The organism is Paenibacillus sp. CCS19 (assembly GCF_033239625.1).
GTDB lineage: Bacteria > Bacillota > Bacilli > Paenibacillales > Paenibacillaceae > Paenibacillus_T.
In genome coordinates, this window is record NZ_BTCK01000007.1 from 115,146 (window position 1) to 139,168 (window position 24,023).

General features: G+C 54.8%; 15 protein-coding genes. 11 read left to right on the forward strand and 4 right to left on the reverse strand.

Annotated features, from left to right (window positions below; translation table 11 throughout):
• Window positions 1–183: 183 nt before the first annotated feature.
• Window positions 184–1,065: a radical SAM/SPASM domain-containing protein gene (locus tag SBI19_RS08015; protein ID WP_317966807.1), complete on the forward strand. Its 882-nt coding sequence runs from the start codon at window positions 184–186 to the stop codon at window positions 1,063–1,065.
• A 103-nt stretch (window positions 1,066–1,168) separates the two neighbouring features.
• Here the strand turns inward: SBI19_RS08015 and SBI19_RS08020 are convergent, their stop codons facing one another.
• From SBI19_RS08020 to SBI19_RS08035, 4 genes are all read right to left on the reverse strand, one after another.
• Complete coding sequence (locus SBI19_RS08020) at window positions 1,169–2,338, reverse strand: copper amine oxidase N-terminal domain-containing protein (protein ID WP_317966809.1); 1,170 nt, start codon at window positions 2,336–2,338, stop codon at window positions 1,169–1,171.
• Window positions 2,339–2,508: 170 nt separating this feature from the next.
• Complete coding sequence (gene fabZ / locus SBI19_RS08025; RefSeq protein WP_317966811.1) at window positions 2,509–2,943, reverse strand: 3-hydroxyacyl-ACP dehydratase FabZ; 435 nt, start codon at window positions 2,941–2,943, stop codon at window positions 2,509–2,511.
• 75 nt (window positions 2,944–3,018) lie between these two features.
• On the reverse strand, window positions 3,019–5,094 hold the full coding sequence (locus tag SBI19_RS08030; protein ID WP_317966813.1) for a M56 family metallopeptidase: 2,076 nt from the start codon (window positions 5,092–5,094) through the stop codon (window positions 3,019–3,021).
• 6 nt (window positions 5,095–5,100) lie between these two features.
• The gene (locus SBI19_RS08035) at window positions 5,101–5,484 is read right to left on the reverse strand and encodes a BlaI/MecI/CopY family transcriptional regulator (protein ID WP_317966815.1); all 384 of its coding nucleotides are present in this window, start codon (window positions 5,482–5,484) and stop codon (window positions 5,101–5,103) included.
• 184 nt (window positions 5,485–5,668) lie between these two features.
• On the opposite strand from SBI19_RS08035, the gene speD reads away from it, so the two are divergent.
• The 10 genes from speD (at window position 5,669) to SBI19_RS08085 (ending at window position 24,009) form a co-directional block, all read left to right on the forward strand.
• Window positions 5,669–6,487: an adenosylmethionine decarboxylase gene (gene speD, locus SBI19_RS08040; RefSeq protein WP_317966817.1), complete on the forward strand. Its 819-nt coding sequence runs from the start codon at window positions 5,669–5,671 to the stop codon at window positions 6,485–6,487.
• Between the two features lie 221 nt (window positions 6,488–6,708).
• Window positions 6,709–7,626 carry an ABC transporter ATP-binding protein gene (locus SBI19_RS08045; protein ID WP_317966819.1) on the forward strand — a complete coding sequence of 306 codons (918 nt, stop codon included), beginning with the start codon at window positions 6,709–6,711 and terminating at the stop codon, window positions 7,624–7,626.
• Between the two features lie 2 nt (window positions 7,627–7,628).
• Window positions 7,629–8,792, forward strand: coding sequence for an ABC transporter permease (locus SBI19_RS08050; RefSeq protein ID WP_317966821.1), 1,164 nt, complete (start codon window positions 7,629–7,631; stop codon window positions 8,790–8,792).
• A gap of 1 nt (window position 8,793) precedes the next feature.
• Window positions 8,794–9,900: an ABC transporter permease gene (locus SBI19_RS08055; RefSeq protein ID WP_317966823.1), complete on the forward strand. Its 1,107-nt coding sequence runs from the start codon at window positions 8,794–8,796 to the stop codon at window positions 9,898–9,900.
• 179 nt (window positions 9,901–10,079) lie between these two features.
• Window positions 10,080–10,796 (forward strand): thioesterase II family protein, encoded by a 717-nt coding sequence (locus tag SBI19_RS08060; RefSeq protein ID WP_317966825.1) that lies wholly within the window; start codon window positions 10,080–10,082, stop codon window positions 10,794–10,796.
• Window positions 10,797–10,812: 16 nt separating this feature from the next.
• Window positions 10,813–13,437: a non-ribosomal peptide synthetase gene (locus SBI19_RS08065; protein ID WP_317966827.1), complete on the forward strand. Its 2,625-nt coding sequence runs from the start codon at window positions 10,813–10,815 to the stop codon at window positions 13,435–13,437.
• Window positions 13,434–17,438 carry a type I polyketide synthase gene (locus SBI19_RS08070; RefSeq protein WP_317966829.1) on the forward strand — a complete coding sequence of 1,335 codons (4,005 nt, stop codon included), beginning with the start codon at window positions 13,434–13,436 and terminating at the stop codon, window positions 17,436–17,438. The genes SBI19_RS08065 and SBI19_RS08070 overlap by 4 nt, the downstream gene beginning before the upstream one ends.
• A 36-nt stretch (window positions 17,439–17,474) precedes the next feature.
• Complete coding sequence (locus SBI19_RS08075; RefSeq protein WP_317966831.1) at window positions 17,475–22,715, forward strand: condensation domain-containing protein; 5,241 nt, start codon at window positions 17,475–17,477, stop codon at window positions 22,713–22,715.
• Window positions 22,716–22,766: 51 nt separating this feature from the next.
• Entirely contained in the window at window positions 22,767–23,624 is an 858-nt protein-coding gene (locus SBI19_RS08080) for a 3-hydroxyacyl-CoA dehydrogenase family protein (RefSeq protein WP_317966833.1), read from the forward strand.
• Between the two features lie 142 nt (window positions 23,625–23,766).
• Window positions 23,767–24,009, forward strand: a complete 243-nt coding sequence (locus SBI19_RS08085; RefSeq protein ID WP_317966835.1) for an acyl carrier protein — start codon at window positions 23,767–23,769, stop codon at window positions 24,007–24,009.
• Window positions 24,010–24,023 lie beyond the last annotated feature (14 nt).

The following is a 24,023-nucleotide window of genomic DNA, read 5'->3' on the forward strand; positions in this document are numbered from 1 at the left end:
TTAGTGTGGATTCACCGCACTTAATTCGCAGAATGAGACGTTTGATGACGGATAAGCGGGGTTCAGCCACGCTTAATTCATATTCATGATGTAGTTGCACTCGGCTGCCACGAGTTGGACTGCTCGCATAGACGATAAGTTTGTTATAATAGACTTACTTATTGACGGAATGGGGCTCTCTCGTTGAAAACATTCAAGAAAGTGTATATCGAAATTACGAGCGTATGCAATCTGTCCTGCACGTTCTGCCCGCCGACGGCCCGCGCGAAAGGGTTCATCAAGCAGGAGACGTTCGAACGCGTGCTGGATCAGATCAAACCGCATACGAACCATATTTATTTGCATGTGAAGGGCGAGCCGCTGCTGCACCCGAAGATCGACCTGCTGCTGGATGCCGCGCATGAGAAGGGGTTCAAGGTCAACATTACGACGAACGGCACGCTTATTACGAAAAATAAAGCGAAGCTGCTCGGCAAACCCGCGCTTCGCCAAATGAACTTCTCGCTGCACAGCTTCGACGGCCATATCGGCTCGGAGAACCGCGACGGCTATCTCCGCGAGATTCTCGACTTCGTCCGCGAGGCGTCCGAGCATAATGTGCTGTTCTCTTTCCGTCTGTGGAATTTGACGCAGGACAACATGACGAATGCAGAGCGGAGCCGGAATCGGGAGACGCTGTCGATTCTGGAGAAGGAGTTCAATCTCGACTATCAGATCGAGGAACGCGTTGAACCCGGCAAAGGAATTAAGATTGCGAAGAACGTTTATATCAATCAAGATTACGAGTTCCAATGGCCGAGTCTGGATGCACCGGAGGACGATGGCAAGGGCTTCTGTCATGCGCTGCGAACGCAGGCGGCCGTGCTAGTTGACGGTACGGTTGTGCCGTGCTGCCTCGATGGAGAAGGCGTCATCAACCTTGGCAACGTACACGAAACGTCGTTCTCCGAGATCGTCGACGGCGAACGCGCGAACAATCTCTACTACGGCTTCTCGCGCCGCGAGGCGGTAGAGGAGCTGTGCCGCAAGTGCGGCTACCGTCAGCGTTTCGGCACGGGAGCTTAACAAGTGTTTGGTTGTAAAAATGCAAAAAGCCATCTTGCCTCGCATAAGCGAGTGCAAGATGGCTGTTAATTTTTTTGCATTATTTTGCCGAATCGCGTTATCCTTACTTCTTCCGCGGAATGGTGAACTCCACCTGCGTTTCCTCGTATGGCTCCATCAGCTGCTGATGCCGGAAGGTGAACGTGTCGCCTCTGCGGCCAAGCGCAGTCAGTTGATCCCCTCCGTAGAGGCCTCCGTAAGCGGTGTTGTCGGTTATGAACTTCTGCTCTGCTTGATCGAGAATAAGCTTGTATAACTCATAGGTCTTCTTCTCCTTCAAATCAACGAGCAGCAGCGTCTGATTCACGTAGGAACGGACGAAGAGCACGTCCTTGAAGTAATCCTCTACGACGAATTCACCTTTGACCCCATACGCGGAGAGATCGTATTGTGCCGTCACTTCACCGCTCGTTGTCACGAATTCCACGGTCGAACCATTGATCAGGATAAGGTTATCTCCGTATCGGTCAAGCCCTTCGAGCCACCACCAGCCCGGGTAATGAACAGCCGATTGATGAACAAGCTTATTGCGATGGATAAGCAGCTTCGTGATATAGGCCGGTTCTGCGTAGTTGTCGAATGCGGATAAGATATATTTCTCATCATCGAATAGTGATTCGATCTCCAGGTACTGTGCTTGGCTGACATCGGCGGTTGTCCGATCGATGCGAACGGCGCGCTTCCCAGGGGCTGCTTTATAGATATCTCCATTGACCTTGTCGACCCAATAATAGTCGTTCCAGCTCGTGGCAAGTGCGCGCGCCTTATATTGGACAGACAGCGTAGATGTTCCAGCGTTCCATGTCACTTGTGCTTTCATAAGTTGGGAGAGCAGTTGGGCGGGCAGATAGACCGTCCCATCCCGCTTCGCGGGAGCGGCTGCAAGTGTGATCTTGATGCCATTGACCGCTGCTGACTTGCTCCCGAGCTCCATTACAATGTGACGCCATGGATTCGTGAAGGTGATCGTACCTTTCTTCGCATCATACTCTCGGCGATATTCCATTAAAAGACTAGCGGCGTCATCCATTCCGATCCACACGCTGCCGGGCTCGACGATAAGAGGATAGCTAAGTCCCCGTTCATTACCGTTGAAGTTCACCTGTTGAATCCACTGCTGCTGCTGTGCTGAGGTTGCGGCATGCACCTGTTGGGCTGTCGGGAGCGAGGCGGACAATAGGGCAACAACTACGGCTAAAGCGATGATCGGTTTACGAATCGTTGCTGGCTTCAATTGAACACAACCTTTGCGATAGAATCTTTACGAGTACGACGACCGTCATCGGCAAAAGGTTGCAAGTGAGTAGGAGAGGTCCGTACAGTGGCTGTTCTCTGTACTTGTATTTATTATTGTACCCAAAGAGAGGCAGCCGCCAATAAAATGGGGCTGCCTCTCCACATTGCTTATGAGTCAATCGCTTGCAGCGCAAACATGATCTCGGCTTCGCATGCAAGCTCGCCGTTTACGGTTGCGGTGCCCTTGCCTTTAATGATCTGTCCTTTTGCCCGCGTAACTTCGAAGGTCAGCATGAGCTGATCGCCCGGCGTCACCTGGCGCTTGAAACGGCAGTTATCGATGCCGGCCAGCAGTCCGATCATTGGGCTGCTGGAATCTGAATGGAACGCCGCAATGCCGCCAACCTGAGCAAGCGCCTCAACAATAAGGACGCCTGGCATGGCCGGATATTCGGGAAAATGCCCCTCGAAGTAAGGTTCGTTGATCGTGACATTCTTAATACCAACTGCCTTCACACCTGGCTCCAGCGTTTCGATCCGATCGACGAGCAGAAACGGATAACGGTGCGGAATTCTGCGTTTGATTTCTACAATATCAAGCATAGAGGGCCTCCCCAGAGCATGCGTTTGAATAATATAACTAACCTATAAGGAAAATATTACCCCGATATTTCTTCGTTAAATCGGTTCAGTGCTCCAACCTTCTCCGTTTGGCGTGACTTCAACAGCAGCGTCTTTGAGATCCCTACTGTAAGTCGCGATAATCGAAATAAACCCACTGCTGGATCCTGTATGATCCGCAGTATCGACTGACGCGGAGACCCCCGCCTGAATGACGCCTTTCGATGATACGTAATAGAAAACGTAGTGACCTAATACGATGTGATCGGCGAGCTCTTGGCGGACCCCGTCCGCCGTCATGTTGAATGAATCTTCATGCGTATAACGGAGACCATTGAATTCGAATGACAATTCCTCGTGAAGATTGCTGTTGACTGCGACTCGCGAGTTCACGATTGCACGGGAGGCCGCTTCAATCGGATCTGGTATAACGGTTTCGCTCCAGTCGTCTAGATTAACAATATGAATGTTTTCACGTTGAAGAATTGGTTCTCCGTATTGCCACATTTTGGAGGTAGTAATGACAATCAGTTCTTCTTCGCCGTCTTGATCGACGTCCGCCCGCTGAATTTTAGTGGGGATGATCGGACTTGTATCTGATACCGCATGCCAAGGGTAAGTGTGGGCGATACCGTCTATCGCTATCGTCATCTCATCGTAGCTATAGATAATGGCGTACCTTTCAGTCAACTTTGCCTGTACAGTTCCATACACTTCAACGCCGTCTCGCGACAGAAGAAGCTGACGGGCGCCGTCATATTTGGCGACTGTTTCTTGTACCGATAGCGTTTCTGCAGTAGAGCCTGTTACGTTGGCAGTCGCTGCGTTTTCTGGGTCATAGCTTGTTGTTTCGGCATGCAATGAATCAGCGGTAATCTCTGATTTTGTCTTCGAATCAGTATAGTCTGGCTTGTCCACCTTCGCCCCTGTCAATGAGCATCCCGCGATCAGCACAAGAGCTGCGAGACCAAGCATGGTGCGGCGCAGTCCGAATCGCCGATTGGATTGGATCATCATAATTCTCCTTCTTACTAGCATTCGGCTGCCGGACATGCCTGCAGCATTAACGAATTGGCGCTGCGTCGACCAACTCTCGAGCAGCCCAATAATGGTAAGCGCATAGTCACGGCTGTCGGACGGCTGCAGCTTGGACAGGGCGAGAGCGTCGCATGCAAGCTCTTGATCTTCCCGCATGCGTGCATACGCATACCAGAGCATTGGGTTGAACCAATGCATGGCGAGCAAGATGTGCATGAGCGCATTGGCCAGCAGATCGCGGCGTTTCAGATGAGAGAGCTCGTGCAGCATAATATGATGCAGCTGTTGTTCGCCAAGCGATGGCAGCAGGGCAGCGGGTAACAGCAGCTTCGGTCGGAAGAGGCCGGTTAGAGCAGGAGAAGATACATAATCGGTAATGCTTAGCCTAATGTTCATGTTCTTGCGAATCCGCAGCTGCTTCCGGCATGCATCAAGCTGTTCGCGCAGATGCGTGTCGGCTGTAAGGCTTGTCCCTCGGCGCAGACCAAGGTTGAATCTAACATTCGCGCGTATCATGATAGTCGCTGCGATGGCAGTTCCAATCAGCCAGATCCACGACAGTAACAATAGCAGGATGGAAGGGTGCGAACGATGGACGGCTTTATTTTGTTGAGCGATGGCCGGGTTAGGCTGTTCGGTTGTATCTTCTACTGCTGCGGTGTTCATGCTGCTGGAATCGAAATTGGATGGGGGCTCTATGGCAGCGTCCACGCTGTTGTTGAGGCTGGCATTTGCAAGGCTTTCTCGCGCGACTTTACGCATGCTGTAATCGTGTGACTTGCCGGTTGAAGGGTCATGTGAAGCATCATTTGCAGTTGGGTCAGTAGTCGCAGAAGGGCTCGTGGTGACTTCGAAGACGGCGGGTAGATTAATATAGTTATATAAGCTGATGCTGCTGTCGGGTGTCCAAGGGAGAAGGAGACGAATCGGGAGCAGCAGCCACACGAGATACATCCATCGTGCTGGGATGTGATCCTGAAGCACTTGTCGGATGATTAGGATGAGCACGATGACCGGCAATGCGATGAGCGACGTTGTAACCGCTGTGCGGAAGAGAACGGCAGGGACAATGCTGATAAGGTACAAAATATCCATGCGCCGCTAGTCCTTCCGCCGGTCGAGAATTTGCTTTAATTCTTCGATATCCGCCTTCGTCAGCTGCTCATCGGATAGGAAGTTCACGAGCATCGGCTTCAATGCGCCGCCATACACTCTTCGCAACAGCGACGAGGTTTCGGAACGTACGCATTCTTCTTCTTTCACGAGCGGGAAGTAAGTGTAACTCTTGCCTTCGACGGTGCAGCCAAGTGCGCCTTTCTCCACAAGCCGGCTCATTAAGCTTCGCACGGTTTTCGGATTCCACGTTTTGCTGTCTCCGATCGCGGCGACAACATCGCTGGCCGTCATTGGCGCATTCGCCCATACGACCTTCATCACTTCCCATTCCGCCTCGGATATGCGGGGCATCGGATTGGTTGATTCCATCTTCTAACCTCCTAAGGCATTCGTTATAAGGTGGTGTGCTCATTGCATGTGTGTTGTTGTCGTGGATTACAATTGTAGTCGATCGCTACACATAGACTACAATTGTGATCCTATTTTGTCAATACATGGTGAATCAACCAACTGCAAACTGGCTATATTACGGAAAGACAGGAGGGGTTCGAAGGTGGCTTTCTCAGAGGAACAACGGATTACGCTGCACGGCTTCAACAATTTGACCAAGTCGCTCAGCTTCAATATGTATGACATCTGCTTCACGAAGACGAAGGAAGAGCGGGAAGCGTACATCGAGTACATCGATGAGCAGTACAACTCGGATCGGCTGACTTATATCCTCAATACAGTGGCCGATATTATCGGAGCGCATGTGCTCAATACGGCGAAGCAGGACTATGTGCCGCAAGGCGCCAGCGTGACGCTGCTCGTCTCGGAAGGACCAATCGTCGAGGTGCCGACCGAGTCGTACGAGGAATCGCCAGGCCCGCTGCCGGATAACGTCGTGATGCAATTGGACAAAAGTCATATTACCGTCCACACGTACCCGGAATATCACCCGAGCGAGGGGATCAGCACCTTCCGCGCGGACATCGACGTTTCCACCTGTGGCGAGATATCGCCGCTGAAGGCGCTCAACTATCTCATCCATTCGTTCGATACCGATATTATGACGATCGACTATCGGGTGCGCGGGTTTACGAGGGACATACACGGCAACAAGCTGTTCATTGATCATGAGATTAATTCGATTCAGAATTACATCCCGGACGAAATCATCGCACAGTTCGATATGATCGACGTGAACGTGTATCAGGAGAACATTTTCCATACCAAATGCAAGCTGCGGCAGTTCGATCTCAACAACTATCTGTTCGGTTACACGAAGGACGCACTTAGTGACGAGGAGCAGAAGGAGATTGCGCAGCGGCTGAAGATGGAGCAGGACGAGATCTTCTACGGGAAGAGCATCAATAATACGGTTCACTGAAATATAAACTTACCGCAAGCCCTCATTCAGAGGGCTTATTTGCATTTATTGCGGTCCTATGAGCCCCTCATTCTTAACAGTTACGACATGCTTTCTGCCGCCCGCCCGCGCAGTTATTACAGTATAAGCGTGTGTTACGACATGCACGCAGGGACACAATGCGCCGATGCTACACTGGGTTAATGAAAGATTCAATACCATTTTACGGGAGGTACGCATGAATGCGGACAGTGTTTACAGGGGAAGCCATTCATTTCAGCTACAACAAAAAGAAGCCAGTCTTGAAAGGGCTCTCACTCTCGATAGGCGATAAGCAAATTTACGGTTTGCTCGGCCCCAATGGCGCCGGCAAATCTACCTTAACGAAGGTCATGCTCGGCTTGGATAAGCCGCAGGGCGGCAAGCTGCAATGGTTCAACGAGCATATGAATGCCAGCACCAACCGCCGCGTCGGCTATGTACCGCAGGACTTGGCGCTGCTGTATGATCTGTCGGCTTATGAGAACGTCATGTTCTTCGGCAAATTGTACGACCTGAAGGGCGAGAGGCTGAAGAAGCAGGTTCGCTTTGCGCTCGAGTTCGTCGGCCTGTGGGATGAGCGCAGCCAGAAGCCGAAGAAATTCTCCGGCGGCATGAAGCGCAGACTGAACATCGCATGCGGCATCGTCCACAATCCCGATGTCATCATCCTGGATGAACCGACAGTCGGCGTAGACCCGCAGTCCCGCAACCGGATTCTTGATGCGATCGTCGAGCTGAACCAGATCGGCACGACGGTTGTGTATATCTCGCACTATATGGAAGAGGTCGAGAAAATCTGTTCACATGTCGGCATCATCGACAATGGCCAGATGCTCTGCCAAGGAACGTTGAACGATATTATCCAGCAGCACACGGATCAAGCGATTCTGAAGCTGGAGCTGCAGCGCAAGAGCACCGCATATGCGAAGCAGTTGGAGAAATGCAATGTGCTCTCGACGGACGGCAACATAGTCGACATCGGCATTCCGAAGAACGACGTTGGTGCGATTGCGGACATCAAGGATGCGTTCGGTGAGGAAGTTAAGAGCTTTCAGTACATCTCGCCGAATCTGGAGCAAGTGTTCTTCAAATTAACGCGTAAGAATTTGAGGGATTAGCCATGTGGACCATATTCGCAACCTCAATGAAACGCAAGTTGACCAATCCGACGATCATCGTCAATTACATTCTGCTGCCGCTGCTGCTGATCGTTATTCTAGGTAACGCACTTTCCTCCGCGTTCGACAAGGATGACGAAGGCGGCGCCGTTCCAGCTAGCCTGTCCCAGGTGAAGACGGTCGTCGTCAATGAAGACCAAGGCAAGCTCGGCGCAGATATCGTGACATTCCTGACGAGCGAGGATAATAAGGGGTTGTTCGATGTAACGGTCGAGACCGACGCGAACAAGGCAGAGCAAATGCTCAGAGACGGCGAGGCGGAGCAGTATATTTTCATCCCGGCCGATCTGACGAGCGGTTTCGAGAACAAGAAGAATAGCAGCGTAATCGTCTACGGCGAGGACAGCAATATCGACAAGGTGAACATTACGGGTCTGACTTTATCCACATTCGGCGATGGCTATCTGGCGATGGATGTGTCGAGCGCGGGCAATCAGAAGGAGCTGTACACATATGTCTACAGCAACCTGTTGACGACTGGCGCAAGCGCGAATAGCAGCGGGGACGGCAGCAGCGACTCTAGCGGCATTACAGCGCTAAGCTACTATGGCGTAACGATGCTCGTGCTCATTCTCGTATACGGTCTGGCGAATACGATGAATTTTGTCCAAGAGGAATACAGCGAGGCGCTTGGTGACCGTTATCTCGTATCGCCGCTGTCACGAACATCGCTTATTGTCGGCCAACTGCTGACGGGCTGCGCTATCTCGATTGTGCAAGGAATCATCATCGTCCTATGTGCCCAGTGGTTGTTCGACGTCAGCTACGGCGACAACATGCTGGTCGTGTTCTTCATCATCATCGCAGGCTCGATCTTCTTCAATGCGCTGGGGCTCATCCTTGGCGTAATCGCAAGACGGGTGAAGGCGATCGACAGCGTTGTGACGCTGCTCATTCCTGTGATGACCTTCATCGGCGGCGGCTTTATCAAGATCGATCTGGGCGGCCTGCGCAATATAAGCATCAACGAGCTGTACCAGCAGCCGTTGTTCGATTACATCCAGCAAGGCGTGATCAATCTGGCGCCCGTGTATTCGTCGCTCGTTGCCGCCCTCGGGTTCATCTTGATTTCGATCTATTCGCTCGCGAGGAAGGGGGTCCGCTAAGATGCGCGTATTCGAGCTGTATGCCAGGCGGATCATGAAACGGAAGCTGACGCTCGTTCTAATCATCGTGCTTCCGGTTCTCTTCACTTACTCGGTCGTCGCACAGTATGATTCGGCCACGAAGCTGACGGTAACGACTTATGTGGAGGATGCGGCGTTGGATCATTATTTGACGGCGATGCTCGAGAAGCAGGAAGTAACGGTGACCCGCGCAGAGACGGAGGATGATGCGATCCATTACGACGGCGACGTTGGTCTCGTACTGACGGCAACGGTTAAGGATGTGCTCGCGAAGCCCGATGAGCTTGCGGCTGCATTCTACTCAGAAGGCGGAAGCTTGGGGGTCGGCTCGCTTCAGATTAAGCTCAACAGCATTCTGTCCGTCCTGCAGACGTTGGCTCATAACTCGGCGGATGAAGCTTCGTTCGAAGCGAATCTAGCGAAGAGCGAGCAGTCCGCTGCACCGATTCAAGTGAAGCAGAGCATCATCGGCAATCCGAACGCCGTCGTTCTGACGAGCGCATTCAACATGATTGTCTTCATCATGCTGTTCCTGACGATGACGAACACAATGCTCTTCCTCGGCGACAAAATCCACATGACGACGCAGCGCGTGCTGCTGTCGACGTACAGCCGATTGAGCTATTACCTGCAGACGGTGGGCGTGTTCGCGGCAATCGGCATTGCGCAATTCCTGCTTATGATTCTACTAATGAGCACCGTGTTCCAGATCGATCTGTCGCTGTCTATCGGTCAACTGCTGCTGCTCGTCGCAGCCTATGGATTGCTGAACGTAATTGCCGCAGGCATCGGCTTGCTGCTCGTCAGCCGTACGACGCGTCTGTCGACGGGCCGTCTGCTCATCAGCGTCGTTTCGCTGCCGTTGGCTATGCTTGGGGGCACGCTCTGGGATGCGTCGATTATGCCGGAAGGCATGCAGAAGCTGTCGCGGTTGCTGCCGACGGGTTGGATTACGCAGCTCAATAGAGAGGTGTTCAGCGGCACAGGCAGTTATTCCCAAGCCGTTGTCGTACATATGGCCTGCCTTGCAGCATGTGCGGCTGTGCTGTTCCTGCTGTTGTCCCGCGTGAAGACGGAGAATATCTGATAATGACACACGCGTCGCGCAGTTATGACATACCTATCGCACTTTTTCTCCTCGATGCGATGCAGTTATTACATTAATTCGGCCTGTTGCGTCGAATCGGCGAGAAAGGTGTTAGGCGATGCTACATTAAGCTTAGTAGAGAACCGATTGAACTTCAGACAAAAGGAGAGTAGGAAGAGATGAAGCTAATAGGCATACCGTATGCCGGGGGCTCGTCCGCTTCGTATATTCGGTGGAACAAGTTCATGCCTGCACACATCGAGCTGGTGTCGATCGAGCTGCCGGGGCGCGGGCGAAGGTTCGGAGAGCCGCTGCCGGCGACATTCGAAGAAGCGGTGAACGACATCTATGAGCAAGTGAAGCCGTGGATCGATGACGAGGAATACGCGATATTCGGGCACAGCATGGGAAGTTGGCTCGCATACGAGCTGTATTACAAGCTGTTGCATAACGGGCATCGACTGCCGGTCCACATGTTCGTATCGGGACGCAGAGCCCCTCATCTGGAGAAGGAGCTGCCGCTTCATTGGAATCTGCCGCAGGATGAAATGCTCGAGCTTCTAAAGCGTTACGGGGGACTGCAAGACGAGGTGCTGAACGATCCGCTTCTGCTCGAGCTTGTCATGCCGATGATCCGGTCGGATTTCAGAATCACGGAACAATACGTACATCTTCCGAAGCAGGAGCGGCTCGCTTGCGGGATGTCGGTGTTCGCGGGCAAGAATGACATCGATGTTCCGCTTGCCGACATGACGCCATGGAAGCAGCTGGCGCACAGCAGTCACCATTGCCAAGTGTACGTATTTGCCGGGAACCATTTCTTTATCCACGATTATGCGCAAGAGGTTGTCACGGCCATTAACAAAATTTTGCTGAAAAATAGATTAGTAGGTTAGAAAGGAGCAGCTAACGGTGGTCCACAGTCTGGTAGAAGTATTAAGGGCGAACAGCCAGTTAAGCGAACGATTCATTACATTCATCTGGGGCAGCAGCGAAGAGAAACGGGTATCCTTCTCCACCTTCTACGATCACGTGATGAAAGTGCTGTACCGACTGCAAGCGAGAGGCTTGAAGCCCGGTGACGAGGTCATCCTGCAGATCGAGCATGAAGAGCATTTCCTCTATGCGTTCTGGGCGTGCATAGCGGGCGGGATCATTCCGGTGCCGGTCAGCACGGGCGCGAATGACGAACATCGCCTGAAGTTATACAAAGTGTGGGAGACGATGAAGTCGCCTTATGTGGCCATTGAGGACAAATGGTGGACGAAGCTGATGGAGAACGAAGTGGCAGGTTATAGCGCCGAGTCGCTGCGGACGGGGCTGCTGCCGATCGAGCAGCTCGTGGATGGTCTGGATGACGAGCTCCCGCATGGACGGCTGGCATCGCCGAAGCGCGAGGACATCGCGTTCATCCAGTTCTCGTCGGGCAGCACGGGAACGCCGAAGGGCGTCATGCTGACCCATGACAATCTGCTATGCAATGCTGAAGCGATGATTAGTCGAATCGAACTGACCGACAAGGATACTTATCTCAGTTGGATGCCGCTGACGCACGATATGGGCTTGATTGGCCTGCACATAACGCCTTTTCGAGCGCAGATCAATCAATGCATCATGTCGACGAACGCCTTTATCAAGAGGCCGACACTCTGGCTGATCAAGGCGCAGCAGCACGGCGCCACGATTCTCGGCGCACCGAACTTCGGGTATAAGCTCGTCCTGACTGCTTACAAGCCTAAGCTCGCGGAGGATTGGGACCTTTCGCAAGTGAGGCTGATTTATAACGGCGCGGAGCCGATATCAATCGAGATCTGCCGCCAGTTCCTTGACGTTATGGCTGCGCACAAGCTGCCCGACACGGCCATTTACAATGTGTATGGCTTGGCGGAAGGGTCCGTTGCGGTGACGTTCCCGAATTTGCAGGAAGGCATCCGCAGCATGAGCGTAGATCGGGATTATGTGAAATCGGGCGAACAGGTCCGAATCGTTTCGGGAGATGCGAAGGAGAGCGTCACGTTCGCCGAAGTCGGTTATGCCATAGACCATGTCGAGGTACGGATCGCAGACGACAATGCGCAAGCGTCGCCTGAGCGGACGGTCGGCAGAATTCAGATTCGCGGCAGGAGCGTCACGAGCGGCTATTACCGTAACGCAGAGGCGACGAGCAAGGCGCTGCTTAGCGACGGATGGCTGGATACGGGCGACCTTGGCTTTATGAGTGACGGGAGGTTGTACATTACCGGCAGAATCAAGGACATCATTTTCGTCAATGGCAGGAACTATTACCCGCATGATATCGAGAGGGTTGCAGAAGAGGTGGATGACGTTGAGCTTGGCAAGGTGGCCGCAGTAGGCGTCCACAACGCTGCGGAGCATCGGGAAGATATTATCGTATTCATTCAATATAAGAAGAAGCTGGAGCAGTTCGTGGAAGTGAGCCTCGCGCTCAAGAAACATATCAACATGAAGATGGGCTTGGAGCTTGCTCACGTGTTCCCCGTCCGTACGATTCCGAAAACAACGAGCGGCAAAGTGCAGCGGTATGTGCTTGGCGATATGTTCCTCAAGGGGCAATTCGCAGAAATGGCAGAAGAGCTGGCACCGTTGTACGAAGCAAAGGCGCTGGAGAATGAGCGTGCGCAGCCTCGTAATGCGACGGAGAAGGCTGTAATGGACATTTGGTCAGAATTGCTTCCGTCGAAGCGGCTTAGCATCTACGACAACTTCTTCGAGGTTGGCGGCTCGTCGAGTCTGCTTCTGCAGATGGTTGACCTTGTCGAAATGATGTATCCGGGCGCCGTACAGATTACAGATCCGTTCGCGCTTCCGACGATCGCTCAGATTGCCGCACATATCGATGCGGGGAGCAAGCTGCAGAGCTTAGGCACGCTGCGCTTGCCGCAATCGTATTTTCTGGCGGCGAACTCGATCTCGCACATGGTCAGTCTGGACGGAAGACTGCAGGACAAGATACAGGACGAGCAGTGGCAGCGGTTGAGGCGGCTCGCGAAGGAATTGAATGTAAGCCTTATGAGCGTCGGCGCCGTAGCATTCGCCTACACGCTGTCCTTGATAGGGGAAGAGCTGAAGCTTCCGGTCAGCGTCCATCTGAGGAGAAATTGGTTGACGGAATACGAATTTGATTTCAATGGCGTATCCGATCTAGCGCATTATGTGCAGTCGGTAAACCAAGAGCTACGGCAGTCTGAGACAAGACAGCCGCAATGGACGATCGACCAGGTGAAGGGCATGCAGCCTGGAACCGATGAGCAGTCGGTTCGAGCGTTGTTCTGCGATGCATCCGTGCTGCGGACGCGCGGCGATTGGCAGGCGGCTTACGATATCGTTGTCGCGGCGGAAGAGAAGGACAGCTACTTCGGCATTACGCTGGCCTATAACGAACAGCGCCTTCAAGCGTCCAAGCTGGAGGAATGGATGGCGAGCTATATGCAGCTGCTGCAATTCATGGCTCAATCGGCCAGTAACGGTTCGGCTGACGCTTCGCACAGCCCTTCCCTGGCTGGAGGAGGCAGATGAGCACTGTGAGAATCGATCTAAGCCAATTTCATCTGAATCGCCAGCCAGTCAGCAAGCCGCAAGAACAAGAGTCGCGTGCGCAGCAAGCTTCCGCCGCAAGCTTCCGATCGAGAGAAGTCGCGATCATCGGGTTGTCGGTCCAGCTGCCGCGTTCGGAGCATTGGTCGGACTTCTGGGAGAACGTAGCGTCAGGCATTGACTGCACGGGCGGGTTTCCGGAAGAGCGTCAGGCGTTCACGCGCAAGTTTGTGGAATGGATCGAGCAGGACCCGGCTAAGACGACTTATATGGACGGCGCTTATTTCGACCATGTCGACGGGTTCGACGCTAAGTTTTTCCGTATGCTCCCGACAGAAGCGAGCTTGATGAGCCCGGACCAACGGTTGTTTCTGGAATCGGTCTGGCACGCGCTTGAGGATGCGGGCTACGGCGGCAGCAAGCTGGCAGGCAGCAATACTGGCGTATATGTCGGCCATGTCGCCGACTTAGGCGGCTACAACTATCGTCAGATGCTTGACGAGTGGGTGGATCCGCAGCATAAACCGGCGTCTATTGCCGGCAATCTGTCCGCGATTATTGCGAGCAGAATCTCCTATTTGCTTGATCTGAAGGGACCGGCCCTCGTCATTGATACGGCTTGCTCTTCCTCTCTGGTCGCCGTCCATACCGCATGCAGAGCCATTCGTTCGGGCGAGTGCGAGATGGCGATCGCCGGCGGCGTTCGTCTCAGCCTGCTCCCGATCGATAAGGCGACGGATAAGGTCGGGATGGAATCGTCCGATGGCAAAACAAGAGCGTTCGACGACGGCTCCGACGGTGCGGCATTAGGCGAAGGCGTCGTAACGGTGCTGCTCAAGCCGCTGGAGAGGGCGATCGAGGACCGGGATCATATCTACGCTGTAATCAAGGGGACGGCTGTGAATCAAGACGGCAATTCGATTGGCATTACAGCGCCTAACGTGCAAGCGCAGGCTGATCTGTACGTGCAGGCATGGAAGGACGCAGGCATAGAGCCGACATCGATCTCGTATATCGAGACGCACGGGACGGGAACGGTAATCGGCGATCCGATCGAAATCGAAGGGCTGCGCAGGGCGTTCGGTCGATTCACGGACAAGAAGCAGTTCTGCGCGGTCAGTTCATTGAAATCGAACGTTGGCCACTCCTACCAGACCGCTGGCATTGCCGGGATGGCTAAGGCTGCGCTGGCGCTGAAGTTCGGCGTCATCCCGCCGACGATTCACTTCAACCGCCCGAATCGTAAAATCCGCTTCACGGACTCGCCGGTGTACGTCAACACGGCACCTCGCAGGTGGCGGGCGTCAGAGGTGCCGCGCAGAGCCGGCGTCAGCTCGTTCGGCTTCAGCGGCACGAACTGCCACGTCGTGCTGGAAGAAGCGCCGGCAGCGGCGCGGCGACAGGCGGCTGAATGGCCGAAGCCGAATATACTCGCGCTGTCGGCGATGAGCGAGGAAGTGCTGTACAAGCTAATCTGGCGATACGATGAGTTTCTGAACAGCGACGCAGCCGGCGGCTTCAGCTTGGAAGAAATAAGCTACACCGCTAATACGGGACGCGGACATTACCGCTGCCGCTTAGCGATTGTTGCAGAGAGCCGGGAGCAGTTGCGGGATTTGATCGCGAAGCTGCGCGATGAAGGCGTTCATGCTGTGGACAGCTCCATCCACTACAGCGGCAAGAAGGAGAGTAACAGCGGCGCGCAGTTAACGGAGCTGGAAATACTCGCTGACAGCGCCGTCGAACGGCTTCAGCAGCAGAGCGACGATCGATTCGCATGGGACACGTTGGCCGATCTGTACGCGAGAGGCGTGAACGTTGATTTCGAAGCGTTGTATGCGAAGAGCGAAATCTACCGTGTGCCGCTGCCGGTCTATCCATTCGATCGTCAGCTGCACTGGCTGGACGATCCGAACATTCGCAGGCGGACGAAGGCGGTCCCCGAGGCAGCGAAGGAAGCCGCATCGGCGGCATCAGCAGAAGCGGCTTCGGCACCGCATCCGCTAGAAGATCGGTTGTACTACGGCCTGGAATGGGTACCGATGCCGAATGATGCAGCTCTCAATCGCGTTGCACCCAAGCGAGAGGGCAAGACGCTCGTATTAACGAGCGGCTGCGCGATGGGTAAGGCGATTGTCGACGCATTGCATCTTCAAGGCGGAATCGTCATTGAAGCGAAATTCGGGGACGCCTTCCAGCAGATTGACGACACGAAGCTGGTGCTTAGCGGAGACGAAGCCGATTACGATCGTCTCGTGGCAATCGTGGGAGCTCACGACATCAGCCAAATCGTCCACGCAGCCGGATGGACGCCAAGCGGCGGACCCGCGACGATCGAGCAGCTGGGCAGAAGCCAGCAGCTGGGAACCTATTGCCTGCTGAGCTTGGTACAAGCGCTCGTCCGCGCAGGCTGCAGGCAGCCGGTCGATATTGCGCTCGTCGCGAATAACGTCTATCGGATTGACGGCACGGAGACGGAGCTGCATCCGGAGCAAGCGGCACTGTTCGGTCTTGGCAAAGTCGTCCATAGCGAATACGACAACTTGCGCTGCCGAGTCATCGATCTCGATTCGGAGACTTCGATTGATGAGCTAATCGAGCAATTGTCCAACGAGAAGCAGCATTACGCGGTTGGGATTCGGAACAAAACCAAGTATATCGAGCGTTTTACGCCGATTGATCTGTCGGATTACAACGACAAACCATTGGAGATTCGAGATCAGGGCGTATACCTGATTACGGGCGGAACAGGTGATCTGGGGCTGGAAGCCGCCCGATACCTCGCTTCGCAGCATCGTGTTCACCTCTTCTTAGTGAGCCGTTCCGAATTCCCTGAGAGGGAACGCTGGGATGAGCTTGCGGCGGGGGAGAATCGAGAGCTCGCACGCAAAATCGAGCTGCTGCGGCAGCTGGAAGCATCAGGATCTACGGTAACCTGTGCAGCGGCGAACGTGTCTGATCTGGCTAGCATGGAATCGCTCCTATGCGGCATTCGCGAGCGGTTCGGCGGCATTCATGGCGTTATCCACAGCGCCGGCGTTGCAGGGGATGGATTCCTGATCGCCAAGCCGCTGGACACCTTCAATGAAGTGTTCAAGCCGAAGGTGCACGGCACGTGGGTGCTGGATCATCTTACGGCAGACGATGCGCTTGACTTCTTCATTCTCTATTCTTCTGGAGCATCGCTCATCGGCGAAGCGGGACAAGGCGATTATTGCGCGGCGAACTCTTACCTGGACGCCTTCGCTGCTTATCGGAATGCGAAGGGCATGAGGACGCTGACGATCAACTGGGTGAAATGGCGGGAGATCGGCCTCGCGGTCGGCAAAGGTTCGAACCGCGACGGTTTGTACAAGACGCTCGGGACGAAGGAAGCAATGGATGCTTTCGACGTTATCGTAAGCCGCGATATCGAGCGCGTGATGGTCGGCCGCATGAACCTGGCGAGCGAGATGCTGCCCATGATGGAGCTGTTCCCGTTCGTGATGGCGGACGAGATCGGGGCCGTTGTCGAAGAGGCGAAGCTGAAGCGAGATGCAGCCTTCGCAGCGGCTTCCCGCCGGTTGGAGCAGGCGACTCCAGCGGCCGAATCGGCACCGGCGATTCGAATGAATGGACGAGAGAGCGGCTATTCCGACATCGAGAAGCAGTTGGCTGCTGTCTACCAAGAGGTGCTTGGATTCAAAGAGATTAACATTCACGACAACTTCTTCGAGCTGGGCGGCAATTCGATCATGCTCAACCTCATGTTTGCCCGTCTGCAGCAGCTGTTCCCGGGCCGGCTCAAGCTAACGGATCTGTTCACGTATACGTCGATCTCTCGTCTTGCGGGGTTTCTTAGTGAACCTTCCATTGCAGCCGCAAGCGGAGGCGCCGCCATCGGGAAGAGCAAGGAAGCCGAGAAGCTTGACATTAGTCGTATGTTCGACGATATGGAGAGCGGCAAGTTGTCGATTGAAGAGATGCTTCAACAAATCAGGTAAGCGGATGAACGGCGTCGAGGAGGCAGGCGAGTAAGCATGGATAAAGTTTTTAAATCGATTATTGAACATACGGCTGCAGGCAAAATCGATAAAGCGGCAGCTATCGAAGTCATTGAGATGCTGCGCGCCGCCGAGAATGAGCCCGATGAGCCGATCGCCATTATCGGCGCAGCGGCACAGCTACCAACGGCGGATGATGTAGAGCAGTTCTGGCACAACATCCGCAACGGCGTTGACAGCATTCGGTCATTCCCCGAGGAGCGTCAAGCGGACATTCGAAATTACTTGCGCTTCATCGGAACGCCGGAGGAACAGATCCAGTTCGGCGAAGGCGCCTTTCTGGATGAGATCGATAAGTTCGATTATCCGTTCTTCCGGCTGTCGCCGAAGGAGGCGAGCTTGATGGATCCGAATCAGCGGCTGTTCATGCAGGTGGCGTACCATGCGCTGGAGGATGCCGGATACGGCGGCGAACGTCTGGCAGGTTCGCGTACCGGCGTGTACACCGGCTTCGCCGACACGATTAAAGACAAGTACCAGAAGCAGATTCTGGATGTTGAACCATCCTCGGTATCGATCTCTATCGCTGCGAATCTGGCAGCCATGATTCCGACGAGGCTGTCCTACATGCTGGACCTGAGAGGGCCAACCGTATTGGTGGATACAGCCTGCTCCTCCGGCCTGGTCACGATTCACTTGGCGTGCCAAGGCATTCGCAGCGGCGATTGCGACGTTGCGGTCGCTGGCGCGATCAAGCTGCACACGATGCCGCTTAGCGCGGAGACGTATCAGACCGGCGTGGAGTCGTCAGACTATCGGACGCGCACTTTCGATGACAAGTCCGACGGTGCGGGGATCGGCGAAGGGTCTGTTGCCTTCGTGCTCAAGCCTCTCAAGCGTGCGATGCAGGACGGGGATTCGATCTACGCGGTCATCCGAGGCAGCGCGATCAATCAAGATGGCACTTCGCTGGGCATTACGGCGCCGAATCCGCGAGCGCAGACCGATGCCATCGTTCGAGCCTGGGAGAAGACGGGGGTAGACCCCGAGACTATCGCCTATATCGAGACGCATGGAACAGGCACCGAGCTGGGTGATGTCATCGAGATGCAGGGGCTCGCGGATGCGTTCGCGAGATTTACGGATAAGAAGCAGTTCTGCGCGATCGGGTCGGTGAAGCCCAATATCGGACATTTGTACGAATGCGCTGGCATGGCGAATTTGCTTAAAGCGGTTCTGGCGTTGAAGAACCGCGAGCTGCCGCCAACGATTCATTTCGATACCCCGAACCGCAAGATCGACTTCATTGATTCGCCCGTGTATGTGAATGCGAAGCTTCGCCGATGGGACAGCGATGCGACTCGCAGAAGCGGGGTCAGCTCGTTCGGCTTCAGCGGCACGAACTGCCATCTCATTCTAGAGGAGGCGCCGCAGCAGGCAAGCGCAATTGAGCTCGTCGAGCCGATGGAGACGATCCACACGCTCGCATTGTCCGCGAAGACGAGAGACGGGCTGCTGAGCTTAGTGACTCAATATCGTGATTGGATCGAGGCGCAGGACATTGTTCCGCTGCAGGATATGTGCTTCACAGCGAATGTCGGCAGAGGACATTACGAGCATCGGCTCGCATTCGTCTTCTCGACTGCACGCCAGCTGCTCGAGCAGGTGAACGCGGTGATAGAAGCAGGCGGGGACTGGGAGCGCGGGGAGATAGCGACAGCCCCCGGCGTCCTCTACGGCGTACATCGGATGGTGGCCCAGCACAAGGAATCAAGGGTGGCGACGGATCTGACCGAAGGTGAGCGGCGGAAGCTGACGGAACGAGCGAACGAGGAGCTGCGCGAGTGGGAGCGCAAGCAGTTAAACAAGCGAGAAGAGCAGCTTGCATTCGCCCATCTCCTAAGCGGCCTTTATGTTGAAGGTGCGCAAGTGGATTGGAAGCTGCTGTATCAAGGCCGCAAGGTGCAGGCCTGCCGGCTTCCGTTGTACCCGTATGAGCGGTACAGATGTTGGCTGGACATTCCGGAGACGCCTAAGTCTGCGGAACGGGATGAGGAAGCGGCTTATTATCAGCTCGGCTGGATTCCTTCCGCGATTGATCTCGATAACGTCGGCAATATGAATGCTTCTACCGCTGCTAATGTAAGCGGAACGACACTAATTCTGCAAGGCAGGGGGGACGATCTCGGGACAGCGATAGCCCAGCAGCTTCGCGAGCTTGGACAGTTCGTCGTTGAAGCAGGTATTGGCGGCGTTGACGAGGCTCGAGTGGAAGATGGCGGACAACGCTATGAGATCAGCGCATCGAAGGACGACTGCGAATGGCTGTTCAATCAGCTTCGCGGCCAAGCCGTTCGTCGCATCGTGCTGACCGGCAGCGATACGATCGGCTTGTTCAGAACCGTGAAGGCGATGCTGCATGAGGGCTATGACCAGGAGCTCGAGCTCATTATCGTGACGAAGGAAGCGTTCGTCATCGACGGCAGCGAGCGGCAGGCGGCGCCTGAATCGGCTGCGCTCGTCGGCCTCGGCCAAGCGATTGGCAGGGAGCACCCGGAATGGCGCTGCCGAGCGATTGATGTCGATGCGACCGTGGATCGCAGGCTGATCGGGCAGGAGCTGCTTCGAGAGGGCGGCGACAGCTTAGTAGCCTACCGCGGCGGCGGGAGCCGCTATGTGCGGGAATTGCAGCCGCTCGATCCGAATGCGCTTGCCGAGAGGCCGCTGGAGCTTCGCGAGGACGGCATCTACGTCATCACGGGCGGGCTCGGCGATATCGGGCTGGAGATAGCAAGATATTTGGCTTCGCAGAAGCGTGTGCATCTTGCCTTGATTGGCCGCACACCATTCCCGGCAAGGGAAGCGTGGCCGGCGCTGCTCCAAGCTTCGGACGTTGAGACCAGCATTCTGCGCACCAAAGTGGAAGAGATCATGGCGATCGAAGCGATGGGATCCACGGTCGATTGTTACGCGGCAGATATCTCGGATGCCGCTCGCATGAAGGAGATCGGTGAATCGATCAAGCAGCGCTATCGTGCGTCAGTATACGGCGTCGTCCATAGTGCAGGCGTTGCCGGCCAGCAGATGCTGGCATCACAGCAGGAGGACAGCTTCCGGCAAGGACTGTCGGCGAAGATGGCAGGTACGCGAGTACTGGAGCAGTGGCTGGCAGACGAACCGCTTGATTTCATCATTCTGTTCTCGTCGCTGGCTACGTTCTTCCCGGCCCCGGGCCAGGCGGATTACATCGCAGCCAATACGTTCCTGGACGCTTACGCCGCATCGCGGAGCAATCAAGGCGTTCGGACAATGACGATTAACTGGCCTACGTGGAAGGAACGAGGAATGGCGCTGCGGGCAGGCTTCACCGAGGATACGCTAATGAAAGCGGTGACGACGCAAGAAGCGATGGAGCGGTTCGACCGCATTGTCAATCGCGACGTGACGAACGTATTGATCGGTTCGCTCCACTACGAATCGAGCACGATCCAGCTGCTCCGCCGAATGCCGAATCGGCTGCATGCGTCGATAGAGAATAAGCTGCAGCAGCGATCCGGCGCTGCGGTCGGCAAGCATCAAGCGAAGCCGGTCCAGATGGGCGGTCCGGCTAGAGCGGTCAAGCTGATAGGCAGGGGCAATGAGCAGTACACGCAGACAGAGCTGCATGTCGGCCAAGTCTGGGCGGAAACGCTGGGCATCTACGAGATGGACGTCGACAGCAACTATTACGAGATGGGCGGCGACTCCGTTCTCGGCACGCGCATCGTCAATACGCTCAACAAGCAGCTGCAGCTTCAGCTCCACCCTGGCGATATGTTGAAGCATCTGACGGTGCGGAAGTTCGCAGCCTATCTGGACGCCTATATGCGTGAAGCGGATGCAGGTTCATCCAGTGACGCACGGTATGCCGAATCGGCGACGATACCGCAGGCGCCTATTCAAGACGTCTACCCGGTGTCGTCGGCTCAGAATCGGATGTTCATCACCGACCGAATGGATGGTGCGGGCATCGCGTACAACCATCCGAGGTTCATGTACATAGACGGCGATCTGGACGTACCGAAATTTACGAACGTCATTCATCAGCTTATCCGGCGGCATGACGCGCTCCGCACCTCCTTCGAGCTGTCGGACGACGGTCCGATTCAGCGGATTCATGAGGATGCCGCATTCGACATCCCCTATGCAGCCGAGTATTCGGAGGCGGATATTCCGCGCATGATTGCCGAGTTCATTCGGCCGTTCCGCTTGGATGAAGCGCCGCTGCTGCGGATGAGCCTGGCGAGACTTGGACCGAATAGACACTTCCTGCTGTTCGATATGCACCATATCATTTGCGATGGCGTGTCGCTGGACACCTTTATTGCCGAGATGGTCGGCTTATACGAAGGACGGCAGCTGCCGCCTCAGCGATTGCAATATAAGGATTATGCGGCATGGGAATTGAAGCGGCTTACCGAAGGCGGTCTCCGCAAGGAAGAAGCTTATTGGGAAGACAAGTTCCGAGACGGCGTGCCGATGCTCGAGCTGCCGACTGATTACGCAAGACCGAAGAGTGCTAGGAAGACGAATGACGGCGACCAAGTGACCTTCAAGCTGCCGGAGGCGGCGCTGCAGCAATTGAAGCAGCTGGCGATCCGTACGGACGCGACGCTGTACATGCTGCTGCTCGCATCGTACCATATCGTGCTCGCCAAGCATTCGGGGCAGGACGATCTCGTCATCGGCTCCGCTGTGATGGGCCGCCGGCACGAGGATGTGCAGTCGATGATGGGCGTGTTCATCAACATGCTGCCGATGCATAATCGAATGGCTTCGCAGGAGACGCTTCTGCAGTTTGTTCAAGCTGTTAGGCAGCAGGCGATCGAGGCATTCGACCATCAGGAGCTTCCGTTCGATGCGATGGTTGATCGCCTATGCAAGCAGCGCGATCGCAGCCGCCATCCGATGTTCGACGTATCGTTCATTCTTCAGAACACGGCATCGAAGGAAATAAGGTTCAGCGATTTGCGAGTTACTCCTTATCCGTTCTACGACGGGACAACGAAGATGGACATTGCCCTTGAGGCGGCGGAGATCGGGAATGAATTGGCGTTTCAATGGACGTACAGCAGCTCATTGTTCCATCGGTCCACGATGGAGGTGTGGTCGCGCGATTACTTGCACCTATTGGAGTCGCTGCCGACGCTGCTGCATAAGCCAATTGAACATATCGTGCTCGCGAGCAGCGAAGACACGGATTACGGCACGGAGCAGGAGTTGGAATTCAGCTTCTAGCAAAGAATGGGCCGGATAAGAGAATGGACAATGACAAGGAGCGTGTTGGCAATGATTAAGGTCGTAGGAGTTATTGGTGCCGGCGTCATGGGGATCGGCGTATCGCACAGCCTGGCGCAGGCTGGGTTTCAGGTGAAGCTGATCGACGTGACCGAAGCGGCGCTCGATAAAGCGAAGGAAGAGATTTATAACAACGTGCGCATGCAGGCGTTTTTCGATAAGACGGTGACGCCGGACCTGCCGGAGCTGGTATTGAGCCGGATCGCATTCTCGACTGATTACGGGATTCTGCACGACGCCGACTTCGTCATCGAGAACGCGACCGAGAAGTGGGAGATTAAGAAGGATATCTATCCGGTTCTTGACGAGATTTGCCCAAGTCACTGCGTCTTCGCCGTTAACACGTCCTGCATCTCGATTACGAGAATCGGCTCGTTGACGCAGCGGGCAGACCGCATTCTGGGCATGCACTTCATGAACCCCGTGCCGCTGAAGCCGATGGTGGAAGCGATTCGCGGCCACTACACGACGGAAGAGACGATTAAGACGGCGCGCGAGCTGCTGAAGCAGATGGACAAAGAATGCATCGTCGTCAACGATATGCCGGGCTTCGTCTCCAATCGGGTGCTGATGCTGACGATCAACGAAGCCATTTTCCTCGTCCAGGATCAGGTTGCAACGGCAGAGGAAGTCGACACGCTGTTCAAAACATGCTTCGGCCACAAGAGCGGCCCGCTCGAGACGGGCGACCTTATCGGATTGGATACGATTCTGTACTCGATCGAGGCGCTCTATGAGGCGTATAACGACAGTAAATATCGTCCATGCCCGCTGCTGAAGAAGATGGTGAGCGCAGGTCAATTGGGCCGCAAGAGCGGTCAAGGCTTCTTCGACTATCAAGTCTCTTAATTACTCGGCAAGGCAAGTCACGCAGGAAAGTCAAGCTACCACAAGCCAAACAGTCGAGCAGGCTGCTTCCCTTAAGGCACTCTTCAACCACTAATTACCATTTTTTAATAAAAAAATAAATTTATAGAAGGCGGTATGTCAAATGGAAGATGTAAAAGTAAAAGTGAGAGCATTTCTATCTAGATTTTTCCGCAAACGCGAAATCGGCGACGCAGAAGACATTTTCACGCTGGGCTTCGTGAACTCCTTGTTTGCCATGCAGCTGGTGATGTACTTGGAGAAGGAGTTCGCGCTTCGCATCCAGCCGGAGGACCTGGATTTCGAGAACTTCCGCACGATCAACTCGATCGCAGGCTTAGTCGATCGCCTGACGAAGGCAGCTTAAGGCGAGAGGAGCCT

Excerpts from the sequence above, each read along its gene's own strand:
- fabZ (WP_317966811.1), bottom strand. The coding sequence starts at position 2,943 with ATGCTTGATATTGTAGAAATCAAACGCAGAATTCCGCACCGTTATCCG.
- SBI19_RS08030 (WP_317966813.1), bottom strand. The coding sequence starts at position 5,094 with ATGGATATTTTGTACCTTATCAGCATTGTCCCTGCCGTTCTCTTCCGC.
- SBI19_RS08035 (WP_317966815.1), bottom strand. The coding sequence starts at position 5,484 with ATGGAATCAACCAATCCGATGCCCCGCATATCCGAGGCGGAATGGGAA.
- SBI19_RS08045 (WP_317966819.1), top strand. The coding sequence starts at position 6,709 with ATGCGGACAGTGTTTACAGGGGAAGCCATTCATTTCAGCTACAACAAA.
- SBI19_RS08050 (WP_317966821.1), top strand. The coding sequence starts at position 7,629 with ATGTGGACCATATTCGCAACCTCAATGAAACGCAAGTTGACCAATCCG.
- SBI19_RS08055 (WP_317966823.1), top strand. The coding sequence starts at position 8,794 with ATGCGCGTATTCGAGCTGTATGCCAGGCGGATCATGAAACGGAAGCTG.
- SBI19_RS08060 (WP_317966825.1), top strand. The coding sequence starts at position 10,080 with ATGAAGCTAATAGGCATACCGTATGCCGGGGGCTCGTCCGCTTCGTAT.
- SBI19_RS08070 (WP_317966829.1), top strand. The coding sequence starts at position 13,434 with ATGAGCACTGTGAGAATCGATCTAAGCCAATTTCATCTGAATCGCCAG.
- SBI19_RS08075 (WP_317966831.1), top strand. The coding sequence starts at position 17,475 with ATGGATAAAGTTTTTAAATCGATTATTGAACATACGGCTGCAGGCAAA.
- SBI19_RS08080 (WP_317966833.1), top strand. The coding sequence starts at position 22,767 with ATGATTAAGGTCGTAGGAGTTATTGGTGCCGGCGTCATGGGGATCGGC.
- SBI19_RS08085 (WP_317966835.1), top strand. The coding sequence starts at position 23,767 with ATGGAAGATGTAAAAGTAAAAGTGAGAGCATTTCTATCTAGATTTTTC.